The organism is Amycolatopsis sp. NBC_01307 (assembly GCF_035975215.1).
Lineage (GTDB): Bacteria > Actinomycetota > Actinomycetes > Mycobacteriales > Pseudonocardiaceae > Amycolatopsis.
Genome location: NZ_CP108403.1, coordinates 4,937,309 through 4,953,539 on the forward strand (window position 1 = coordinate 4,937,309; position 16,231 = coordinate 4,953,539).

General features: G+C 64.4%; 16 protein-coding genes and 1 tRNA gene. 8 read left to right on the forward strand and 9 right to left on the reverse strand.

The genetic code is table 11. The features are described 5' to 3' along the window. Nucleotides 1-14: 14 nt before the first annotated feature. The 5 genes from OG439_RS20465 to OG439_RS20485 form a co-directional block, all read right to left on the reverse strand. Nucleotides 15-1,031 carry a CBASS cGAMP-activated phospholipase gene (locus tag OG439_RS20465; protein WP_326950967.1) on the reverse strand — a complete coding sequence of 339 codons (1,017 nt, stop codon included), beginning with the start codon at nucleotides 1,029-1,031 and terminating at the stop codon, nucleotides 15-17. 579 nt (nucleotides 1,032-1,610) lie between these two features. After that, entirely contained in the window at nucleotides 1,611-2,360 is a 750-nt protein-coding gene (locus OG439_RS20470; RefSeq protein ID WP_326950968.1) for an SMODS-associated NUDIX domain-containing protein, read from the reverse strand. Nucleotides 2,361-2,416: 56 nt separating this feature from the next. After that, on the reverse strand, nucleotides 2,417-3,790 hold the full coding sequence (locus OG439_RS20475; RefSeq protein ID WP_326950969.1) for an RNA-directed DNA polymerase: 1,374 nt from the start codon (nucleotides 3,788-3,790) through the stop codon (nucleotides 2,417-2,419). Between the two features lie 1,491 nt (nucleotides 3,791-5,281). Next, nucleotides 5,282-5,641, reverse strand: a complete 360-nt coding sequence (locus OG439_RS20480; protein ID WP_326950970.1) for a MarR family transcriptional regulator — start codon at nucleotides 5,639-5,641, stop codon at nucleotides 5,282-5,284. Next, a complete protein-coding gene (locus OG439_RS20485) occupies nucleotides 5,638-5,883 on the reverse strand; it encodes a hypothetical protein (RefSeq protein WP_326950971.1) in 246 nt (81 codons plus the stop codon). The genes OG439_RS20480 and OG439_RS20485 overlap by 4 nt, the downstream gene beginning before the upstream one ends. 615 nt (nucleotides 5,884-6,498) lie before the next feature. On the opposite strand from OG439_RS20485, the gene OG439_RS20490 reads away from it, so the two are divergent. Next, nucleotides 6,499-7,974 (forward strand): helix-turn-helix domain-containing protein, encoded by a 1,476-nt coding sequence (locus OG439_RS20490; protein WP_326950972.1) that lies wholly within the window; start codon nucleotides 6,499-6,501, stop codon nucleotides 7,972-7,974. Here OG439_RS20490 and OG439_RS20495 read toward each other — a convergent pair. The 3 genes from OG439_RS20495 to OG439_RS20505 form a co-directional block, all read right to left on the reverse strand. Further along, the gene (locus OG439_RS20495; RefSeq protein WP_326950973.1) at nucleotides 7,963-8,313 is read right to left on the reverse strand and encodes a cupin domain-containing protein; all 351 of its coding nucleotides are present in this window, start codon (nucleotides 8,311-8,313) and stop codon (nucleotides 7,963-7,965) included. The genes OG439_RS20490 and OG439_RS20495 overlap by 12 nt on opposite strands. Beyond that, nucleotides 8,310-9,869 (reverse strand): transcriptional regulator, encoded by a 1,560-nt coding sequence (locus tag OG439_RS20500; protein ID WP_326950974.1) that lies wholly within the window; start codon nucleotides 9,867-9,869, stop codon nucleotides 8,310-8,312. The genes OG439_RS20495 and OG439_RS20500 overlap by 4 nt, the downstream gene beginning before the upstream one ends. A 123-nt stretch (nucleotides 9,870-9,992) precedes the next feature. Further along, nucleotides 9,993-10,373, reverse strand: coding sequence for a helix-turn-helix domain-containing protein (locus OG439_RS20505; RefSeq protein ID WP_326950975.1), 381 nt, complete (start codon nucleotides 10,371-10,373; stop codon nucleotides 9,993-9,995). Nucleotides 10,374-10,529: 156 nt separating this feature from the next. Between OG439_RS20505 and OG439_RS20510 the strand changes: the two genes are divergently transcribed. Genes OG439_RS20510 through OG439_RS20540 form a run of 7 tightly spaced genes read left to right on the forward strand, consistent with a single transcriptional unit; the run spans nucleotide 10,530 to nucleotide 16,104 of the window. Then, nucleotides 10,530-10,718, forward strand: a complete 189-nt coding sequence (locus OG439_RS20510) for an excisionase family DNA-binding protein (RefSeq protein ID WP_326950976.1) — start codon at nucleotides 10,530-10,532, stop codon at nucleotides 10,716-10,718. After that, complete coding sequence (locus tag OG439_RS20515; RefSeq protein ID WP_326950977.1) at nucleotides 10,715-11,050, forward strand: WhiB family transcriptional regulator; 336 nt, start codon at nucleotides 10,715-10,717, stop codon at nucleotides 11,048-11,050. Before OG439_RS20510 ends, OG439_RS20515 begins: the two co-directional genes overlap by 4 nt. Then, nucleotides 11,047-11,376, forward strand: coding sequence for a hypothetical protein (locus OG439_RS20520; protein WP_326950978.1), 330 nt, complete (start codon nucleotides 11,047-11,049; stop codon nucleotides 11,374-11,376). The genes OG439_RS20515 and OG439_RS20520 overlap by 4 nt, the downstream gene beginning before the upstream one ends. Beyond that, the gene (locus OG439_RS20525) at nucleotides 11,373-12,071 is read left to right on the forward strand and encodes a hypothetical protein (protein WP_326950979.1); all 699 of its coding nucleotides are present in this window, start codon (nucleotides 11,373-11,375) and stop codon (nucleotides 12,069-12,071) included. Before OG439_RS20520 ends, OG439_RS20525 begins: the two co-directional genes overlap by 4 nt. Further along, complete coding sequence (locus OG439_RS20530; protein ID WP_326950980.1) at nucleotides 12,064-14,199, forward strand: cell division protein FtsK; 2,136 nt, start codon at nucleotides 12,064-12,066, stop codon at nucleotides 14,197-14,199. Before OG439_RS20525 ends, OG439_RS20530 begins: the two co-directional genes overlap by 8 nt. After that, nucleotides 14,196-14,360 (forward strand): hypothetical protein, encoded by a 165-nt coding sequence (locus OG439_RS20535; protein ID WP_326950981.1) that lies wholly within the window; start codon nucleotides 14,196-14,198, stop codon nucleotides 14,358-14,360. Before OG439_RS20530 ends, OG439_RS20535 begins: the two co-directional genes overlap by 4 nt. Beyond that, complete coding sequence (locus OG439_RS20540; protein ID WP_326950982.1) at nucleotides 14,350-16,104, forward strand: recombinase family protein; 1,755 nt, start codon at nucleotides 14,350-14,352, stop codon at nucleotides 16,102-16,104. The genes OG439_RS20535 and OG439_RS20540 overlap by 11 nt, the downstream gene beginning before the upstream one ends. Here the strand turns inward: OG439_RS20540 and OG439_RS20545 are convergent. Beyond that, nucleotides 16,086-16,169, reverse strand: a tRNA-Leu gene (locus OG439_RS20545). The two genes, OG439_RS20540 and OG439_RS20545, sit on opposite strands and share 19 nt — an antisense overlap. Between the last annotated feature and the right edge of the window lie 62 nt (nucleotides 16,170-16,231).

Below are 16,231 nucleotides of genomic sequence, written 5' to 3' on the forward strand. Positions count from 1 at the left end.
CCTCCAGGTCGGGACTACGTGCAGGACTGTTGTCCCGGCAAGAGAATGGGCGTGTAGGAACTCGTGACGTGGTCGGCGAACCGATCGGTAAAGACAGGACTGAGAGCACGGCTCTGCCCGGCGACGAGCCCGGCTAGCGCCACTGGACGTGCGCGGTCGAGGGTGAAGACACTGCCGGGCACGTTAGCGTCGAAGCGGACAAAGTTGTCTTTACCTACCAGATGAATCGCCGTGCCCTGCGCGCCGCGGCTCGATGCCGTGATCATCAACGGAGCCGCGGGCTTGGCCCAGTTTGCCCATCCGCCGATGTCTAGACGCACAGGGTGGTTCGTCCGCTGGTCGATAGTGCCGACGTTCAGTATCCGAATGGCTTCAAGCGGCACGCCGAGCATGCTCAGCGCTTCTCCGATCGCTACCACCGACGGGTTGTTCGCCCACACGCTTCCGTCGATCAGACGGTGGTCGCCTACGTGGGCCGCCTCGAAGAATGTCGGGGCCGCCGTAGTGGCCATTGCGACGTCAACCATCGGGATCCGGCCATCGCGGCGCAAGCGTTCGTGGTGCGGCGTCTTGAAGATGTGCACCTCGCCTCGCTGTACGTCCCACGATGGGATGATGAGCCGCTTGTTGCTCTCACCAAGCAGGCGCGTCCCAAGCACTTCCGTAAGCACTTCGCGCAAAACCGCGCCGGAGTAGGCTGGCCGCACCGCACGCGGAAGGTAGCGCCACCACGTTCGGCGCGAACGCGGGAACACCCGCTCGGTGAGCGCGGTGTAGTGCTCGACGATCTCGGCAGGACGCAGACCGGCGCCGAGGCCGAGAGCCAGGATACCGCCAACTGACGTACCGGCGATTAGGTCGAAGTGGTCGGTGACATGCACGCCGAGGTCCGCTTCGAGGCGCGCCAACACGTTAGCGGTGAAGAGTGCCTTAGCTCCGCCGCCGTCGAGTGAGAGTATCTGAAAGCGCTCATCACTCGACGAATTGGCCGGCGGGTCATGATCATGGCACGAGCCTGCCTTGCTGGTCATAGGTCCGCCTCCTTCCCGATGACCGTTGAGGGTACGCGCAGGGTCCGACAAAACGAGGCAGGCGTAGCGGCGGATGGATGGATGGATGGATGGATGGCCTATCGGTCTACGTAACCATTCGATGTCGGACAGTGACGACCTGCCTCCATGGTGCCAGGATGATGCCTTTAGAGGCGTCCGCTCTATCGCATGCAGTTGCGGCCCCGGCCAGCCTGACTCTCGTATCTCGTCAGCGATAGGGAGCAGCTCGCGCCGCCGCTGTCAGAGCGGCGGCGACAACCTTCGTGAAGGTCTACTCGAACTTAGATTGACGTAGTTCGTCGGCCAGCGTGGCGCCGCAGGAGGCAGGAGGCGCGAGCTCGCGCCTCCTGGCTGGCGGACTCGAATCCAAGAATACATGGATTGTGCAACCATGTGCGCCACAATGGATTTGTTACCAATCGACACGATCGAAATTCTCGATCTCGTATTAGCGGAGCTGACACGTTCACCCCAGAACAAAATTGAAACGCTGGCGAAATAACATGCTTTTGGTAGGCCAATCACGACACATATTGCAGGCAGCACTCCCCGGTACATCTATATAGTCCAGCGAGACGTAGATGAGATCTGATAGTTTTGGGTACGTCCAGGCTTAGCCCCTCGTCGTCTAATCTCATCCGCGGTAGCCCAGATTAAGTTGCCTTCACCTGAGGCATGCGTGGCCAAGCCGTCAAGCTCAACCGCCTGATCGATGGTTGGAACTAATTCGTACACGTCAGCAATTAGTAATTCGCGACTGTTCGCGAAGTTGCTAAATCCAATTTTCTCAACCCTTCGCTCTAAGAAGTCATTTGCGGTGTACAGAAACTTTTCTGGTGGCAAGTGAGGCTCGATTAACTCTTCATAGAGCTCCCTATTTGGGCCAATTTCGCGGTTTTTGCCACTCTCGAACCATTGAAAGAATCTGAGCAGATGCCGACCTTCCACCCTGATTCTCAGGTCATCCTTACTGGAGATATCAATTGGAATTAAATCATCGGTTTCCACTTTCCATGACCGGAAAATCGGCCTAGCCGAGTCGTGGAATTTATATACGCCACCAATAGGCTGAAACTGGTTCGGATAGCGCCCACCTCGCACAAGAAGATACTTACCGCCCCGTTCAATTCGGAAAAGGTATGAGACGGAGATGCGCACTTGCGTTCGATAGTAACGAACGCAAGCAACGACGATGCGCAAGTATTTCCAGTTCTGAATTACGGCGTCGATGATCGGTATTGCGCAGCCCGTTATGAATCCCGTCAGTAGCGCAACCATCACCTCTCCGCGAACGAAGAGCAGGGCCACAGAGGCGGCTAGTATCAGTACTACGTACGCAATCAGTCGGTACATTACACCTAGCTTCATTCATCGTCAGTTTCACTTGCGCTGAAGTCTGCTGAAACATTGAAAGGCTGGAAGTTGCCGTCTTCGATCATTCGCAGAGTCAATGCGTTCTCTTCGAAGTCAGACAAGGAGCGCCGAATCAATTTTCGCTCCTTTGCAACGTGCAGAAGCGTCAACGACAGAACCCTACGTTCATGCGGATTGTCTACCTCAAGAAGCAGTTCACATATAACGTCTCGAGCTCTTTCCGAATCCCAAAAAGCGAGACGTTGCGCAGTAAGTGCCATCAACGGCAAGGGCGGCCGAGATGATAACGTATCCGCGAACGCATTACACAGATGTACTGCGGCATCTCCCCTGGTGGGAAACATGGCGCCAAGGCGAGCTACGCTCCACGGGAAGTGAGCCCATTGGCCATCCTTGTACTCCAAATACCAATCCTGAAGCTCCTTCCACCATCCCAAATCTCGGAAGGCTCTCGCAAGATGATCTGCCCCGTGAGGCATCTTCTCAATCGAATTTATGAGCTTTTCGCGACGAGAATGAATTTTATGCTTTTTCATTCTCGATAAAGCGAACCGAATTGTTGTGCGATCCGCCTGCGCAGGGTCGTCGATTATCGTATCAAGTAACTCTTCGAGCGGGGCCTGATCGGACGGCTCCGCGTCGAGCGCGTCATCAATGGCGCTGTGCTGAATCTTCTTGACAGCTGCCACCAATTCCTGGCCACTTTTCACGCTAGTCTTACCTAAATTCAACTCAAGTCCAGCATTGCGTCCGACATTCTGAAGATCGACTTGAACTTTCCGCAATGCTGCTTCATCTGATCCGAAGACCCAAATGTCATCCATCCAACGTGCAACGCCTCCACTTCGAAACGGAAACTTCCGCAACCCGTGACCACGTGGCAGACTCTGATTATGATGACGAAGAGGATCATCTAGGCGCTGCAGGTACATGTTAGCCAGTACCGCCGAGGCCTTTGATCTCTGCATCAGACCCGATCGACCCGGCGTCTTGTCCAATGAAACGACGATATCAACAAGTCGCTCGAGAGCTGGGCCACTCGCGCCGTATTGATAGATGTCGCTCACAACGCCAGGAATCGGCATACTAGAAAAGCACGATGTCACATCCGTCTTCAAGCCGACTGAGTTTAGGTCTGCATAAGCTGCCAGGCTAACGCGGTATTGTGCCCACTCCGATCGGTTTGTCCTGTAATTCCTACCCTCCGGCGCAATTCGCGGCAGCCTCCAGCCGCACACCCATTGATCCAGGCCGCCAATCAAGCGCGCACTCTGAACATCCACTAGCGCTTGATAGCTAAGACGATCTAATGGATCCATAATCACGGCCGGACGAATGCCAAAATTTTCCTTCGGAACGTCCATGAGATAGACTTGACAAGTCCCCGAACTGTTCAGCCTACGAGTGAGGTCTTGCCATTTTTTGGCGCGAACAAATCTGTATTCGGGCCAGTTCCATGGATCTTGGTACCAGTCGTCGCGGCTGTCTTGTCTGACATTGGACAATGCTCGCGGAAAGTTCAATGTGTCACGCCAGTCAATCACAGTCACCCCCCATTGATCAACTAAGCATCTTCGATCTGGACGCACAGTATTGCAGATGATCAGCAGTCGGTCGTGGCCAACTCGGCCAGCATGGCTCAAGGATCTTCGTCAGACAGTGCAGCTCGACCAGCGGAGGGCACGGCCTACCAGCCCGATCGAGGAGATCGGCGCTTCAAAGGTTCAGCGGCTGATCGTCGTCGCTGGCCTGGGAAACGGATCCATCCATCGTCAACTTCTTAGACCACGGCAACATCCGCTGGGCCCGGGACTTCACCGAACAAGAAGTCGCGTGGAACCGTCTCCGCGACCGCGCCCTCCTCGAGAGGGCGGCACTCCGATGATAAGTTGGTGCCCAGCGCGCCGGCCGTCGAGCCGAGCCCGGACACGGTTGCCCACGAGCCGGAAGCTCCGCGTGATGGTGCACAGAGAAGTACATCGCTACGCCTCCCTGGTACGGATGCCTCCGTCGAGAAGTAAGCCCACGAGCGCGCCTTGACGAGTGCGCCACGGTCCGCCGGGGACTGTCATCGTCGTTGTAGCCGTCCGCGCTTCCCAGCGTCGGTGCTGGTCACGAGCGAGTTAACCAAGCATGATCGAGTCTCCAGCCAGTACGCGGTAGGTGCCTGAGAACTCGAAATCCTCGCCTTGCTCAACCCGGACCGTGTCGACATCGATCACGTCTTCGCGTGTCACCGGTCGCGCTTCGGTTGCTGCCGATTCTGCGGCACGCGCGGACGCACGCTCGACCTCAGCGTGAGGTGCGGCGGCAGCCTCAGTCGCATGACTGGCGTTGGCTAGCTCGGCAAAGGCAGCAAGTTCGGCGAGCGCGGCGCGGGGATCATCACCAGCAGTCGCGGCCCGGCGCGCGGCGGCGACGGCGCGTCCAGCTCGGCCGAGTAGGCCTAGCAGGTCGGCGCGGGCGGGATCGGCGGCGAGCCGGGCGCGGCGGGCGCGTTGGCGGCATGCAGGGCCGTGGTACATCGCTGGACGCCCCCGTCCACCTGGACTGGGCAACGTCTTGCCACAACCCGCACAGACCGGCCCGGCCATCTGAACCTCCGCCTTTGTGACTCTTTTCGTGACGAATGCGCGTGTAGCTTACCGCCATGTCACGTAAATTGTCGCGGAAATTGGCTGTCACAACTCGTCTCGCGAGCCGTCACGCCGTCACACTGGCGGTGACAGGCCAAAACGCCACTCTACCTGGGGAGATACTGCTTGTGACGGCTGTGACAGGCTCCGCGCGAGACCCGTCACAGCCGTCATGATCTGCCCATGCTGAGGCAACTTCGAGTCGCCAGCGGACACCCGTCACAGGGAGTCGGATGGGCGGAGCACGGGACGCTGCATGGCGACGAGTTCTGCGGCCGTGCGCGCGACCGACTGGAGCGCGGTCACGTGCTCGGTCAGCCGGTCGAACCCGAGTGTGGTGAGGCGGAGCTTCATACGACGTCCTTCGTTCTGGGTCTCCACGTACGCGTCCGCGCGCAGACTCTCGACGTGCTGCGCGAAGCTCCGCTCACCAAGGCGCAACGCGCCCCGAACGGCGACGTCCTCGCACCAGCGCATGTCTGCCAGCAGGCAAGCGACGAACAGCCGCACCGGCAGAAGCAGAAGCGGGTCAAGCTCCCGTTGGAAGGCAGGCACGCTAGGCGGTTCGTCGGGCGTCATCGCTTCCCTGCCGGCAGTTCGGTGGCACCAGGTCCGGGCGAACGGCGGAGGCAGGTCACGCAGGGCATCCCGACCGGGCGGTCCAACAATTCGAGTTCGTCGGGGCCGAACGTCTCGCCGCAGTACGCGGTCAGGCGCTCCGGCGCGGTCTCCTCCGGCGACAGCGGGAAGACGTGCACGACGCGGCGGGTTTCGCCCACTGTGCCGGGCAGCGGGCGGGCGATGATCAGGCGGGGGGTCATCGGGCGCCTCGCCGGGCGTGGTGATCGGCGGGAACGGGCGCGGTCGGGGCGCCGCCCGTTCCCGCCGACGTGGTGGTCCGGCCGCCCTGCTCGGGAATGAGCCGCACGCGTTGAGGCGGGCGCGGTGGCGGGACGGCCGGGGTCTGGAGGCGGCCGACGAGGCGACGCCATCGGGACGGCTCCCGATGGCGCGCAGGCGTGGGATCGGCTGGGCGGTTGTGGAGGCGGATCAGCGCGAAGCAAGCAACGCACGGACGACCAGGTGGGACCAGGCACGAGTCGATGAAGACTTCGTGTCCGCAGAGCGCGCGGTAGCGACCCTCGTGGAGGGCGACGCCGTGTGCGAACGCCTCGTCCGTGACGGCGTGGTCCAGGTCGTCGGCGACGCAGCGGTACCAGGTCACGTAGAGACGCGGCGGTCGTGAGCCATGCTCGCCGCTCGTCACGGTCGCCCCTTCGGTTGTCGGATGTGTTGAAATCATCCAATCCGGAGCACCCGGCACAGCCCAGAGCGCAAACGTCGGGGTTTCGTGGCACAGATGTGGCAGTCGGCGCGTTTACCTGCTGATATGCCTGCTAGGCTGCGATCATCGTCAACCATAGCGAGGTGTTCGGGTGGTCAGCGTTCGTCGGCGCGAGGAGCTTGTTTCAGCTCGCAAGGCGGCCGGGCTGACTCAAGAGCAGCTCGCCGAAGTGATGCGCGTCGACCGATCAACGGTCATCAGGTGGGAGGCCGGCGACTACGCGCCACAGCCGTACCAGTGGCCGAAGCTCGCCAGGGTGCTCGGCCGCTCCGCCGACGAGCTGCGCGAGTTGATCGGCGTGCGTCCGGCCGCCGGTACGTCTCTCGGATCGGCGCTTGAGCCCGCGTTCAGCTGGTTAGATCGGCAGGTCGGCTGGAGCCCGGGGACGACGCGCGAGCGAGTGGAAGCACGGGTACCAGCAGGTCGGCGCGTCCGGAGCCCGATCGGTCGAAGCCACCTCGCTGACGCCTTGGCGAGCTACTACGGTGATCCGCCTGCCGGACATTCGATGTACCAGGTTCGCGGCGGCGGAGCCGAGGTACCGACCAGCATCCTGACCCGTCCAGAGTGGACGGAGCTGGCGTGCCCTCTGACGTTTCAGACCGACCGGCTCACGTTGCTGTCAGACGTCGCGCGGCCGCGCCGCGGCATCGAAGAGAACGCAGCAGTCCGGCGGCTCGCGGAAGCTGCGGCGGATGATGTGCGGATAGCAGACGTTCCGATCTACCGGCTGTCAGCAATCGAGCCTCAGCGGGACGCCATCGTGGGCGAGGTCGGGTTGGCCCCCTTCGTCGAGTACGCCTTGAGCGTGGATCTGCTTGAGCGCGAGTTGACCGACAGCTTGGAGGCCGGAAAGCAATTGCGGCCGGGGGATGCACCGTTGCGGGACAAGTACTTGCCCGACTTCGCGGCGGTGCTCGGTCTGGACGGGCGCCTGTGCGCGGGCGGGGTACTCGCGTTGACCGCGATCGCGCGACCAGCCGACCCGCATCGCGGCGGACCGGACTACTTGCTGCTCGTCCAGGAGCGATCGGGGCGGGTGCTGAACGCGGTCGGCCGGTTGGCGGTCATCCCCAAGGCGTTCCACCGGCCGTTGGCGGACCATCGGGCGGACGCCCGGATCGGCGCGACGCTGCGACGCGAGCTGGAAAAGGAGCTGTTCAGACGCACCGACGTCGACAACACGGCGGGAGCGCAGCGCGCGGCCGACCCGATGCACCCGAGCAGGTTGTCGGCGCCGATGCGCTGGCTTGCCGAGCCGGAGCGGATGCGGTTGGAGTGCACCGGGTTCGGGTTCAACCTGGTCAGCGGGAACTACGAGTTCGCCAGCCTGGTCGTGATCGAGGATGAAGAGTTCTGGCCGCGGTTCGGCGGCGACGTCGAAGCGAACTGGGAGGCTGCCGGGCTGCGGCAATACTCGACACTCGATGGCGACTTGATCACCGAACTGATCAGCGACGAAACCTGGAGCAACGAAGGACTGTTCGCGTTCCTCCAGGGCTTGCGTCGTCTCGCCGAGATCGACGGCGATCGAGTGCGGATTCCAGCAGTCGAATTAGGTGGCTGAGGGCCAACGGACGGTCAGGACGACCGAATCCGCCAGCGCTTCCCAAGAATGGTCGATTCCCGGACCCCACATCACGTAGTCACCTGGGCGGGTCATCGTCTTACTGCCGCCGGTAACCTCCACGTGAAACTCACCGGAGACGAGCATCACCAACGTGGTCCGCTGGTCGTCAGACGTCCACTCGGGACGCTTGTCACCTGCAGGATGGTTGGCCCACTTGACTTCTACGTCCTTCGAGGCGCGGACACCCTGCGACGGGTCGATGAAATGGCCGACCAGCCAGCCGCGGGTGTCGGCCGCGTCCTCGTTGGCGTTGCCGGCGGTCCAACCGTCGCTCACTGGCTGATCTCCCATTCAATCTCGGGCAGTTTCACACGCTCTCCGCCGATTTCAGCAAGGCGTCGGAGTCCTTGCGTCATGGCGAACAATCCTTCGTTGCTCCACGCTACATCACCCAACAACTCGGTGACGAGTTCCGCGTCGGTAGTCGAATACTGACGAAGAGTCGCGGATTCCCAGTTCGCTTCGACCACTCCCCCGTAGCGCGCCCAGAATTCTTCGTCGTCGACGACGATCAGGCTGGCGAACTCGTAGTTCCCGCTGACCAGGTTCAGGCCGAACCCGGTGCACTCCATCCGCAGTCGGCCGGGCTGTGCCATGAGCCAGCCCATCGGCTCGCTGAGCCTGGTCGGGTGCAGCGGGTCAGCCGAGAGGATGTCGCCCAGCGTGTTGTCGATGTCCGGGCGGCCGAACAGCTCTTCTTCCATCTCGCGGCGGAGCGTGATGCCGACCTGCGCGTCTCGACGAACGTCGGTGAGCGGCTGGTGAAAGCCCTTCGGGATCACCGCGAGCCGGCGCGCGGCGTTGAGCACGTGGCCGGATCGCTCTTGGACCAGCAGGAGGTAGTCCGCTTCGCCACGGTACGGATCGGCGGGCCGGGCGATCGCCGTCAGTGCGAGCACGCCGCCCGCACACAGGCGCTCGCCGACGTCGAGCACCGATCGGAGATCCGGCAGGTAGCGATCTCGAAGAGGCATGGTGGTCGAGCCAGTGGCCACGGCGTCGACCAGTTCGCCTTCGAGCAGGTCGACCGTCAGCGCGTAGTGCACGAACTGGGACATGCCGAACGTGCCGCCGAGCTGGTGTTCACGGATGTCCGTGCTCAGCAGCCGGTAGATCGGGCTGTCTGTCAGCCGGGTGTTCATGGATAGGGTCTCGGCGAGCCGCTGAACGGCGCGGCCGGCGGCGTGGTCGTCCAACTCCAGGTCGGCTTCCGGCTGTGCGCTCGGAACCCGGAGCCGGTCATACGGCGGGCGCAGTTCGCAGTCCAGGTCCAGCCAGTCTGCGCAGGTCAGGACGCTGGTGTTCATGGTCAGATCGCCGCACCGCGCAGAGTACAGGCCGTGGTCGTCAAGCCGACTGCCGTAGTAGGTGGCCAGAGCGGCCGCTACGTCGCGCTGGCTGACCCACCCCCGCCGGGTGCCGCGGTCGTGGAGGTCTTGGACGTCGACGCTCGCGACTCGCTCGGCGACGGCGCGGCGTGCGGTGCCGGGCGTCCAGTGGGCGTGCCGGTCGAGCCATTCGAGTGCCGCGCCGATGTGCGGGTCGGCGGCGAGCCGCCGGTCGGCTTCCGTCGTGTCCGGCGTCGTCTCGGCGGCCGGACCTTCGCCGATCAGCTCGACGAAGCGGGCACGCTCGGCGTCCGACGCCCGTTCATGCGCGGTGTCCAGGACCTGTTGCATCTCCGACTGTGGCCGCAGGTCCGGCTTCTTGTGCCAGGACGCGACCGTGCGCGCGCTGATTCCGAGGTGCTCGGCAAATCGCTCTTGGCTGAGCCGCAATGCCGACTGCAACGCGACCGCTGCGCGCCCCGTCCATCCCCCGGCCGGACTCATTGCTCTCCCAAATGTCGGCGATCTGCAGTGTTTGTGCAGTGGTGCTGCGGTGCTTGTACATGGGTTACGACGCCGTTCCGGCCTTGAATTAGAGGCATGGAAAACACCTCGCTCACCAAGTCGCTAACGCTTCGGCCGGACGTGCTCAACGACCGTCGCAAGGCTCGATTGGACGTCCTCCAGGCGGTCGGTGATCTCGGCCAGGCGCTGTTCGAGGGCGTCCAGCCGGGACCAAAGCTCGTGACCGTCGTCGGCCGGCTCGTCCGGATGCGGCGGTGTGCGGTTTTGCAGCACTGCCAGCAGATGTTGCGGGTGCCAGCCCAGGGTCGTGGACAGTGCTTCGAGCGTGCGCGCGCTCCGGCGGCGCTCCACCGTGTGGTGCTGGAGCTCGCGCACGATCGCCTGCGACACGTGCGACCGCTCGGCCAGCTCGCGTTGTCGCCAGCCGAGTTCGTTCACGCGCATGTTGATCGCCTTGGCGACTGCCGCCCAGTCCTCCGACACGTATTCCTCCGCGCTCCGCCTCAGCGCCGAGATTAGCGGTTCTTCAAGCCTTCACCACGTCGCCTAGCACTTCGTCGGCGGCGCGTCGGACAAACGCGCCCGTCAAAGAGCTGAAATCAACAACATAGTCTTGAAATCATCAGATTGGTCTTTCTCATGAACTCGCAAATCACCTTTCACACCATTCGAGAAGCGGCCTGGCTGCTCGGCGTGTCCCGCGCTGCGGTGAGCCGAGCGATCCGGACCCGCGAGGTGCGCGCCACCCGCTGCCGTTCCGGGCTCCGCGTGTCGTCGACCGAGCTGGCCCGACTGCTCGGCTCGCGTCAGGCCGGAGGTGCCGCATGAGCACCGACGACCTGCGCCTGATCGGGATCGCGTGGCGGCTGGACCGGCTGCGCTGGGTGCCGACCGATGTCCTGACCGACGTCGTGACCAGCGAGGGAGTCTGCATGTGGCCCCCGCCGAACGACGGACCACCCGACGCGAGGAGCGACGCCGAGTTGGCTGAGCGGCTGTGCGGCGGGTGCCCCGTCCGGGACGAATGCCTGGAGCTGGAGTTACGGACGGCCAGCGTCGACACGGTCGGCGTCTGGGGCGGGATGACCGACGACGACCGGCGCGCGCTGCACCCGCTCTGGCTGCGGCGTGGCGAGCGGACCGATCGGGGTGCACGATGAACGGACTCACCGTGACGCCCACGCAGATCCTCGCCGGTGTCGGCGTGCTGCTCGTGCTGTTCTGGGTCTGGCGGGCTGGTTCCCGCCGGGCGAAGGCCGCCGCCGAAGCCGCTCGGAGCGGCGCACGGCTCGTGTCGCTGGTCGGGCGGGTGCTGTTCAACGCCGGGTTGATCGTGGCCGTCCAGTGGGTGGTGATCGCTCACCCGGGTAGCCCGTGGCTGCTGTTCGCCGTGCTCGGGCTGCCGGCGCTGTTCGCGTCCTACGCGCTGACCCGCGCCATGACCGTGACCACGGTCGACACCCCGAAGCGGGGTGGTCGGCGATGAACCGGGCACAACGACTCGCGCAGGATGCGGCCGAAGCAGCGGAGGTGCGCGCGTACCAGACCGATCCGGACGTCGTCGCGCTGCGGATTGAGCGTGTTCGGCGGCAGGTCGACTGGATGTGCTGGTCCGGGATCGTGCTCGGGCTCGCGTTCACGATGACCAACGTCCAGGGCTTCGCGTCGGCCGGGACGCGGCCGGGTTCGTTGCCGTGGCTGGCCGCGTGGGTGCTGGACCCGACCGTCTCTCTCGTTCTGTTGGCGATCCTGCGGGCCGAGCAGGTCACCGCGCGGTACCAGGTCCGGACCGGCGTCTGGGTGCGGCGGGCGAAGTGGTTCACACTTGCGGCCACCTACGTCATGAACACCTGGACGTCGTTCGCGGCTGGGGAGGCTGCGGCGATCGTGCTTCACTCTGTGCCGCCGCTGGTCGTGTTCGTCGCTGTCGAAGCGATCACCGACCTGCGGGACAAGCTCACCGACGCCGTCCTGGTGGCGGCTGAACGGCAAGCCGTTCAGCCGGAGCCGGCGAAAGCTGGTCGGCGCGTGCTGTTTGCCGACTACCTTGCGATCGCTCGGGAGAGCTGGACGCCGGACGTCGAGATCACGCCAGCGTGGGTGCGGCGGGCTACCGGCTGCTCACGCGGTTTGTCGCCCCGGGTGGCGCGGGCGCTGCGGTCGGAGGTCGGCAATGGCTGACTCGCTGCCGGTCAAGGCCGACCCCGTGCTGGACGGCGAACTGGTCGACGACACGTTGCCGCAACCACGTCGGCGAGAGCCGAAGACGAACCGCTTTGTGTTGTGGTGGCGGCACTCGCCGCGTGTCCCGTTGTGGCTAAAGAGCAAGCCGCAGGCTGTCCAAGCAGGCAAAGACGCTCTTGTTGGGCTGGTGAAGTCACCGTGGCGGTACGTCGGCGCGGTCGTTCGCGGCCTGGTCGTCGGGGTGCGGTGGTGGCGCGGGTGGGTCACCGTCCGGGACTACCGGACGGCGGCCGAAGAATCAGAGAAGCTGGCCGACAAGTTCACGGAGATTCGGGCGCTCACGCTGTTCCGCTGGAAGGTGACCGGTGCCGTCCTGGTCGTTACGGCCGTCGCGGTGGCTGTCGTCGACCTCGTGTATGGCACCGATCCTCTGTGGATCGGAGGTGCGGCCGCTTCCCTAGCGCTCGCAGTCCTCGGGCGCAGGAAGGACGGCAGTCCTGGACGCAAACCGGCGCTAGCCGGGCCGCGCACTCTCACGTGGACGATGGACCCGCAGGTGCTGGTGGATGCGTTTCGGGACGCGAAGCTGATCGGCAAGGACGAGGTGTTGCGGCTGGTCGAGCGCGCGACGCGTGTCGGCGACGGTTGGGCGGTCACCGTCGACCTTCCGGCCACCCGCAAGGCGGCTGACGTGGTGAAGAACCGGGATGCACTCGCGTCGGCGCTCGCCGTCGATGAGGTCCAGCTGATCGTCGAACGGGTCCGCGGCAACGGCGGGCACGCCGGGCGGGTGTCGATGTGGGTGGCTGATGAGGACCCGTACGCCTCACCGCCGTTGCGGACGCCGCTGCTCGGCGTGGCGCAGTGGGACGCGTGGCGGCCGATCCCGTTTGGCCGGGATGCGCGGGACCGGCGGATTGACCTGCCGCTGGTGTGGACGTCCCTGCTGGTCGGCGCCATTCCCCGGCAGGGCAAGACGTTTGCCGCGCGGCTCGCGGCGGCCGGGCTCATCTTGGACGCGTGGGTGCGGCTGTATGTGGCGGACTTCAAAGCCGGGAAAGACTGGGACGCGGCCGGCCTGGTGGCACACCGGTTCATGTCCGGCGACGAACCCGAACACGTTCTGGCGCTCGTGGACTGGCTGATTGAGCTGGTCGGCGAGGTTCAGACGCGGTTCCGGCGGATGCGCGACCTGGACGACCTCACGTGTCCGGAATCGAAGGTCACGCCGGAGATGTCTCGCGACAAGGCACTGAACATGCCCATCACGGCCATCTTCATTGATGAGGTCCAGGTTCCGTTGGAGAACCGTACGCCCGTTGACGTGCAAGGAAAGAAGCTCACCGCGGGCGAGTACGTCGGCGAGCTGCTGACGTGGCTCGCGAAGAAGGGACCGGCCGCCGGGATCGTGCTCGTGCTGGCGACACAGCGGCCGGACTCGAAGACGATCCCGTCCGGTCTGCGGGCAGTACTCGGGTCGCGGTTCGCGCTGCGGGTGATGGACTGGCGCGACTCGAACATCGTGCTTGGCGAGCAGATGAACACGCGCGGATTCGACTCGTCCCGACTGCTCCCCTCTCACAAGGGCGTCGGCATCCTGCGGCCGGACGGCGACACGTCAGCCGGCGCCGATGTGCTGGCAATGACGGTCCGGACGTACTACATGCCGAACGAGGACTGGCGGACCATCTGCGAGCAGGGACGAACGCTGCGCGAAGCGGCTGGGACGCTCACCGGGCACGCGGCCGGACAGGACACCATGCCGGTGCTCGACCACGCAGCCGCGGTCAAGGCAATCGGCGCAGGTCACGCGGTTGACGCGGTTCAGTCACCTGGTGAACTGCCCGAGGTGCTCGCGTCGCTCGTCGAGTACCTGGGCGATGACCTGAGCCCGGACGGCAGGGACTTCGTCCCAACGGCCGAGCTGCTGAGCGCTCTGGAGATCGACGGGAAGACGTTCGCGCAGCAGATGACCGACGCGGGATGCCGACCGACGCGAGACCGCGTGACCAGCGAAGACGGCGAGACACGGCAGGTACGCGGGTATCTCACGGCTGAAATCAGGAGCGCTATCGACCGCGCGACCACTGGCGCCGAGGCGGCAGACGAGGACGATCAGCGATGAGCACCGCTCGTTCCGAAGATCCGCCGATCCGGGTTATCCTACCTGCGGGATTGCCCGAGCTGACGCCCGCTGTCGCACGTGCGCTACTGGCCGTTCTGATCGAGGTTACTGAGGTGCCGGTGCTGGACGTTCCGGCGGAGGAGGTGAACCGTGGCAGCTGAAATCATCAGCGACCCGTGGTCGACCCTGGACGACATCCTGGGTCTGGAGATCGCCGACGTGGTGGACGACGGGATCGGCGCAATGGCGGCCTACGGGCGGTGCTCGACCGAGGACAACCAGGACCCGGAGACGTCGCGTGGTTGGCAGTTCGGGAACGCGCGGAAGTTCGTCGAGCCGCTCGGCGGGCAGATCGTGTCGGAGTTCTTCGACATCGGCCAGTCGCGCTCCGTCCCATGGGAACGAAGGACAGAGGGCGCACGGTTACTCGCAGCACTGAAGGACCCGCGACGCGGATGGGACGCGATCGTGGTCGGCGAGGGCACCCGCTGTTGGTTCGGCAACCAGTTCTCGCTTATCGCGCCGAAGTTCGCCGCGTACGGCGTGGATCTGTGGGTGCCGGAGCTGGGCGGCAAGTACGACGCGCGGAACCCGTCTCACAAGATGCTGATGAGCGTGCTCGGCGGGATGAGCGAGTCGGAGCGCCAGCACGTTCAGGCGCGCGTCCGGGCGGCGATGGACGCGCAGGTGATCAACGAAGGACGACACCAAGGCGGCCGGGCGCCGTACGGGTACATCGTTGTCGACAGTGGTCCTCACCCGAATCCGCGGAAGGCCGCCGAAGGGTTCAAGTTGCGCGCGTTGGCGCTCGACGAGACGACGGCGGAGGTGGTGCGCCGGATCTTCGCCGAGTACCTCGACGGCAACGGTGACCGAGCGATCGCCAACCTGCTCAATCGGGACGGCATCCCTTGTCCCTCCGCGCATCGGCGGGACCAGAACCGACACCGACTTGCCGATGGCTGGCAAGGCAGCTCGGTCCGAGCAATCTTGGACAACCCGCGATACACCGGCTACGCGATCTTCGGGCGCTGGACGAAACACGAAACGTTGCTTGACCCGGAGGACGTTGCCGCGGGCCACGTGGTGCGGTTCAAGCGCGCTGCTCCCGACCGGATCGTACGGTCGCGCGTGCAGGCACATCCGGCGATCGTGTCCGTGGAAACGTTCACGCAGGCTCAACTACTGCGCCGGTCGAAGTCAGCGGGCGGATTGAAGACGGCGCGCAAGGCCGAACGGGGCGCCCGAAAGACCGCGCGGTCGTATCTGCTGCGCGGTCTGCTCCGATGCGGAGTTTGCGGCCGGAAGATGCAAGGCGCCACGATCAGGAAGGGCGCCTACTACCGATGTACCTCACGGACCATGGCGCCCGGCTCACCGAAGCTGGCGGACCACCCGAAGACGGTCAATCTGCGCGAGGGCATGGTCGTCGAGGCACTCAACGGATGGATTCATGAGCTATTCCACCCGGACAACCGCGACCGAACGGCGGCCGCGCTGCTCGGATCGGACGGCAGTCAGGCCAACGGTGGTCCGCTCGAAGCGGCGCGAAACCGGCTGGCAGACGCGGAAGCGAGGCTCCAGCGGTATCAGGCCGCGATCGCGGCCGGCGTCGAGCCCGAAGCACTCGTCGACCCAATGAACCAGGCACAGGCTGAACGAGCCGCCGCGAAAGCGCAGTTAGAGAGCGTCCCGGCCGACTCGACAGTGAGCCGCGCCGAGATCTACGCGAGGATCGATGCACTCGGCGACGTCTGCGGGACACTGGCCGACGCGACAACGGCGGGCATGAGCCGCCTGTACCGCGCCCTGAACCTGGAGCTACGCTACGAACCAAAAGAGCTGGCCGTCTATGCGACGACCAGCCCGGGTGTAGATAGTGCGTGTGTCCGAGGGGGGACTTGAACCCCCACGCCCGTTAAGGGCACTAGCACCTCAAGCTAGCGCGTCTGCCATTCCGCCACTCGGACCTGCTGGAGAAAAGAGTACCCGGCCGCCTTGTGGGGGCGTTCAGGGGGGTCTGGATCGGCAC

What these genes read in the sequence shown, in the direction of transcription:
- OG439_RS20465 (WP_326950967.1), bottom strand. Translation starts at nt 1,031, where the DNA reads ATGACCAGCAAGGCAGGCTCGTGCCATGATCATGACCCGCCGGCCAAT.
- OG439_RS20475 (WP_326950969.1), bottom strand. Translation starts at nt 3,790, where the DNA reads ATGGACGTTCCGAAGGAAAATTTTGGCATTCGTCCGGCCGTGATTATG.
- OG439_RS20480 (WP_326950970.1), bottom strand. Translation starts at nt 5,641, where the DNA reads ATGACGCCCGACGAACCGCCTAGCGTGCCTGCCTTCCAACGGGAGCTT.
- OG439_RS20485 (WP_326950971.1), bottom strand. Translation starts at nt 5,883, where the DNA reads ATGACCCCCCGCCTGATCATCGCCCGCCCGCTGCCCGGCACAGTGGGC.
- OG439_RS20500 (WP_326950974.1), bottom strand. Translation starts at nt 9,869, where the DNA reads ATGAGTCCGGCCGGGGGATGGACGGGGCGCGCAGCGGTCGCGTTGCAG.
- OG439_RS20510 (WP_326950976.1), top strand. Translation starts at nt 10,530, where the DNA reads ATGAACTCGCAAATCACCTTTCACACCATTCGAGAAGCGGCCTGGCTG.
- OG439_RS20515 (WP_326950977.1), top strand. Translation starts at nt 10,715, where the DNA reads ATGAGCACCGACGACCTGCGCCTGATCGGGATCGCGTGGCGGCTGGAC.
- OG439_RS20520 (WP_326950978.1), top strand. Translation starts at nt 11,047, where the DNA reads ATGAACGGACTCACCGTGACGCCCACGCAGATCCTCGCCGGTGTCGGC.
- OG439_RS20525 (WP_326950979.1), top strand. Translation starts at nt 11,373, where the DNA reads ATGAACCGGGCACAACGACTCGCGCAGGATGCGGCCGAAGCAGCGGAG.
- OG439_RS20530 (WP_326950980.1), top strand. Translation starts at nt 12,064, where the DNA reads ATGGCTGACTCGCTGCCGGTCAAGGCCGACCCCGTGCTGGACGGCGAA.
- OG439_RS20535 (WP_326950981.1), top strand. Translation starts at nt 14,196, where the DNA reads ATGAGCACCGCTCGTTCCGAAGATCCGCCGATCCGGGTTATCCTACCT.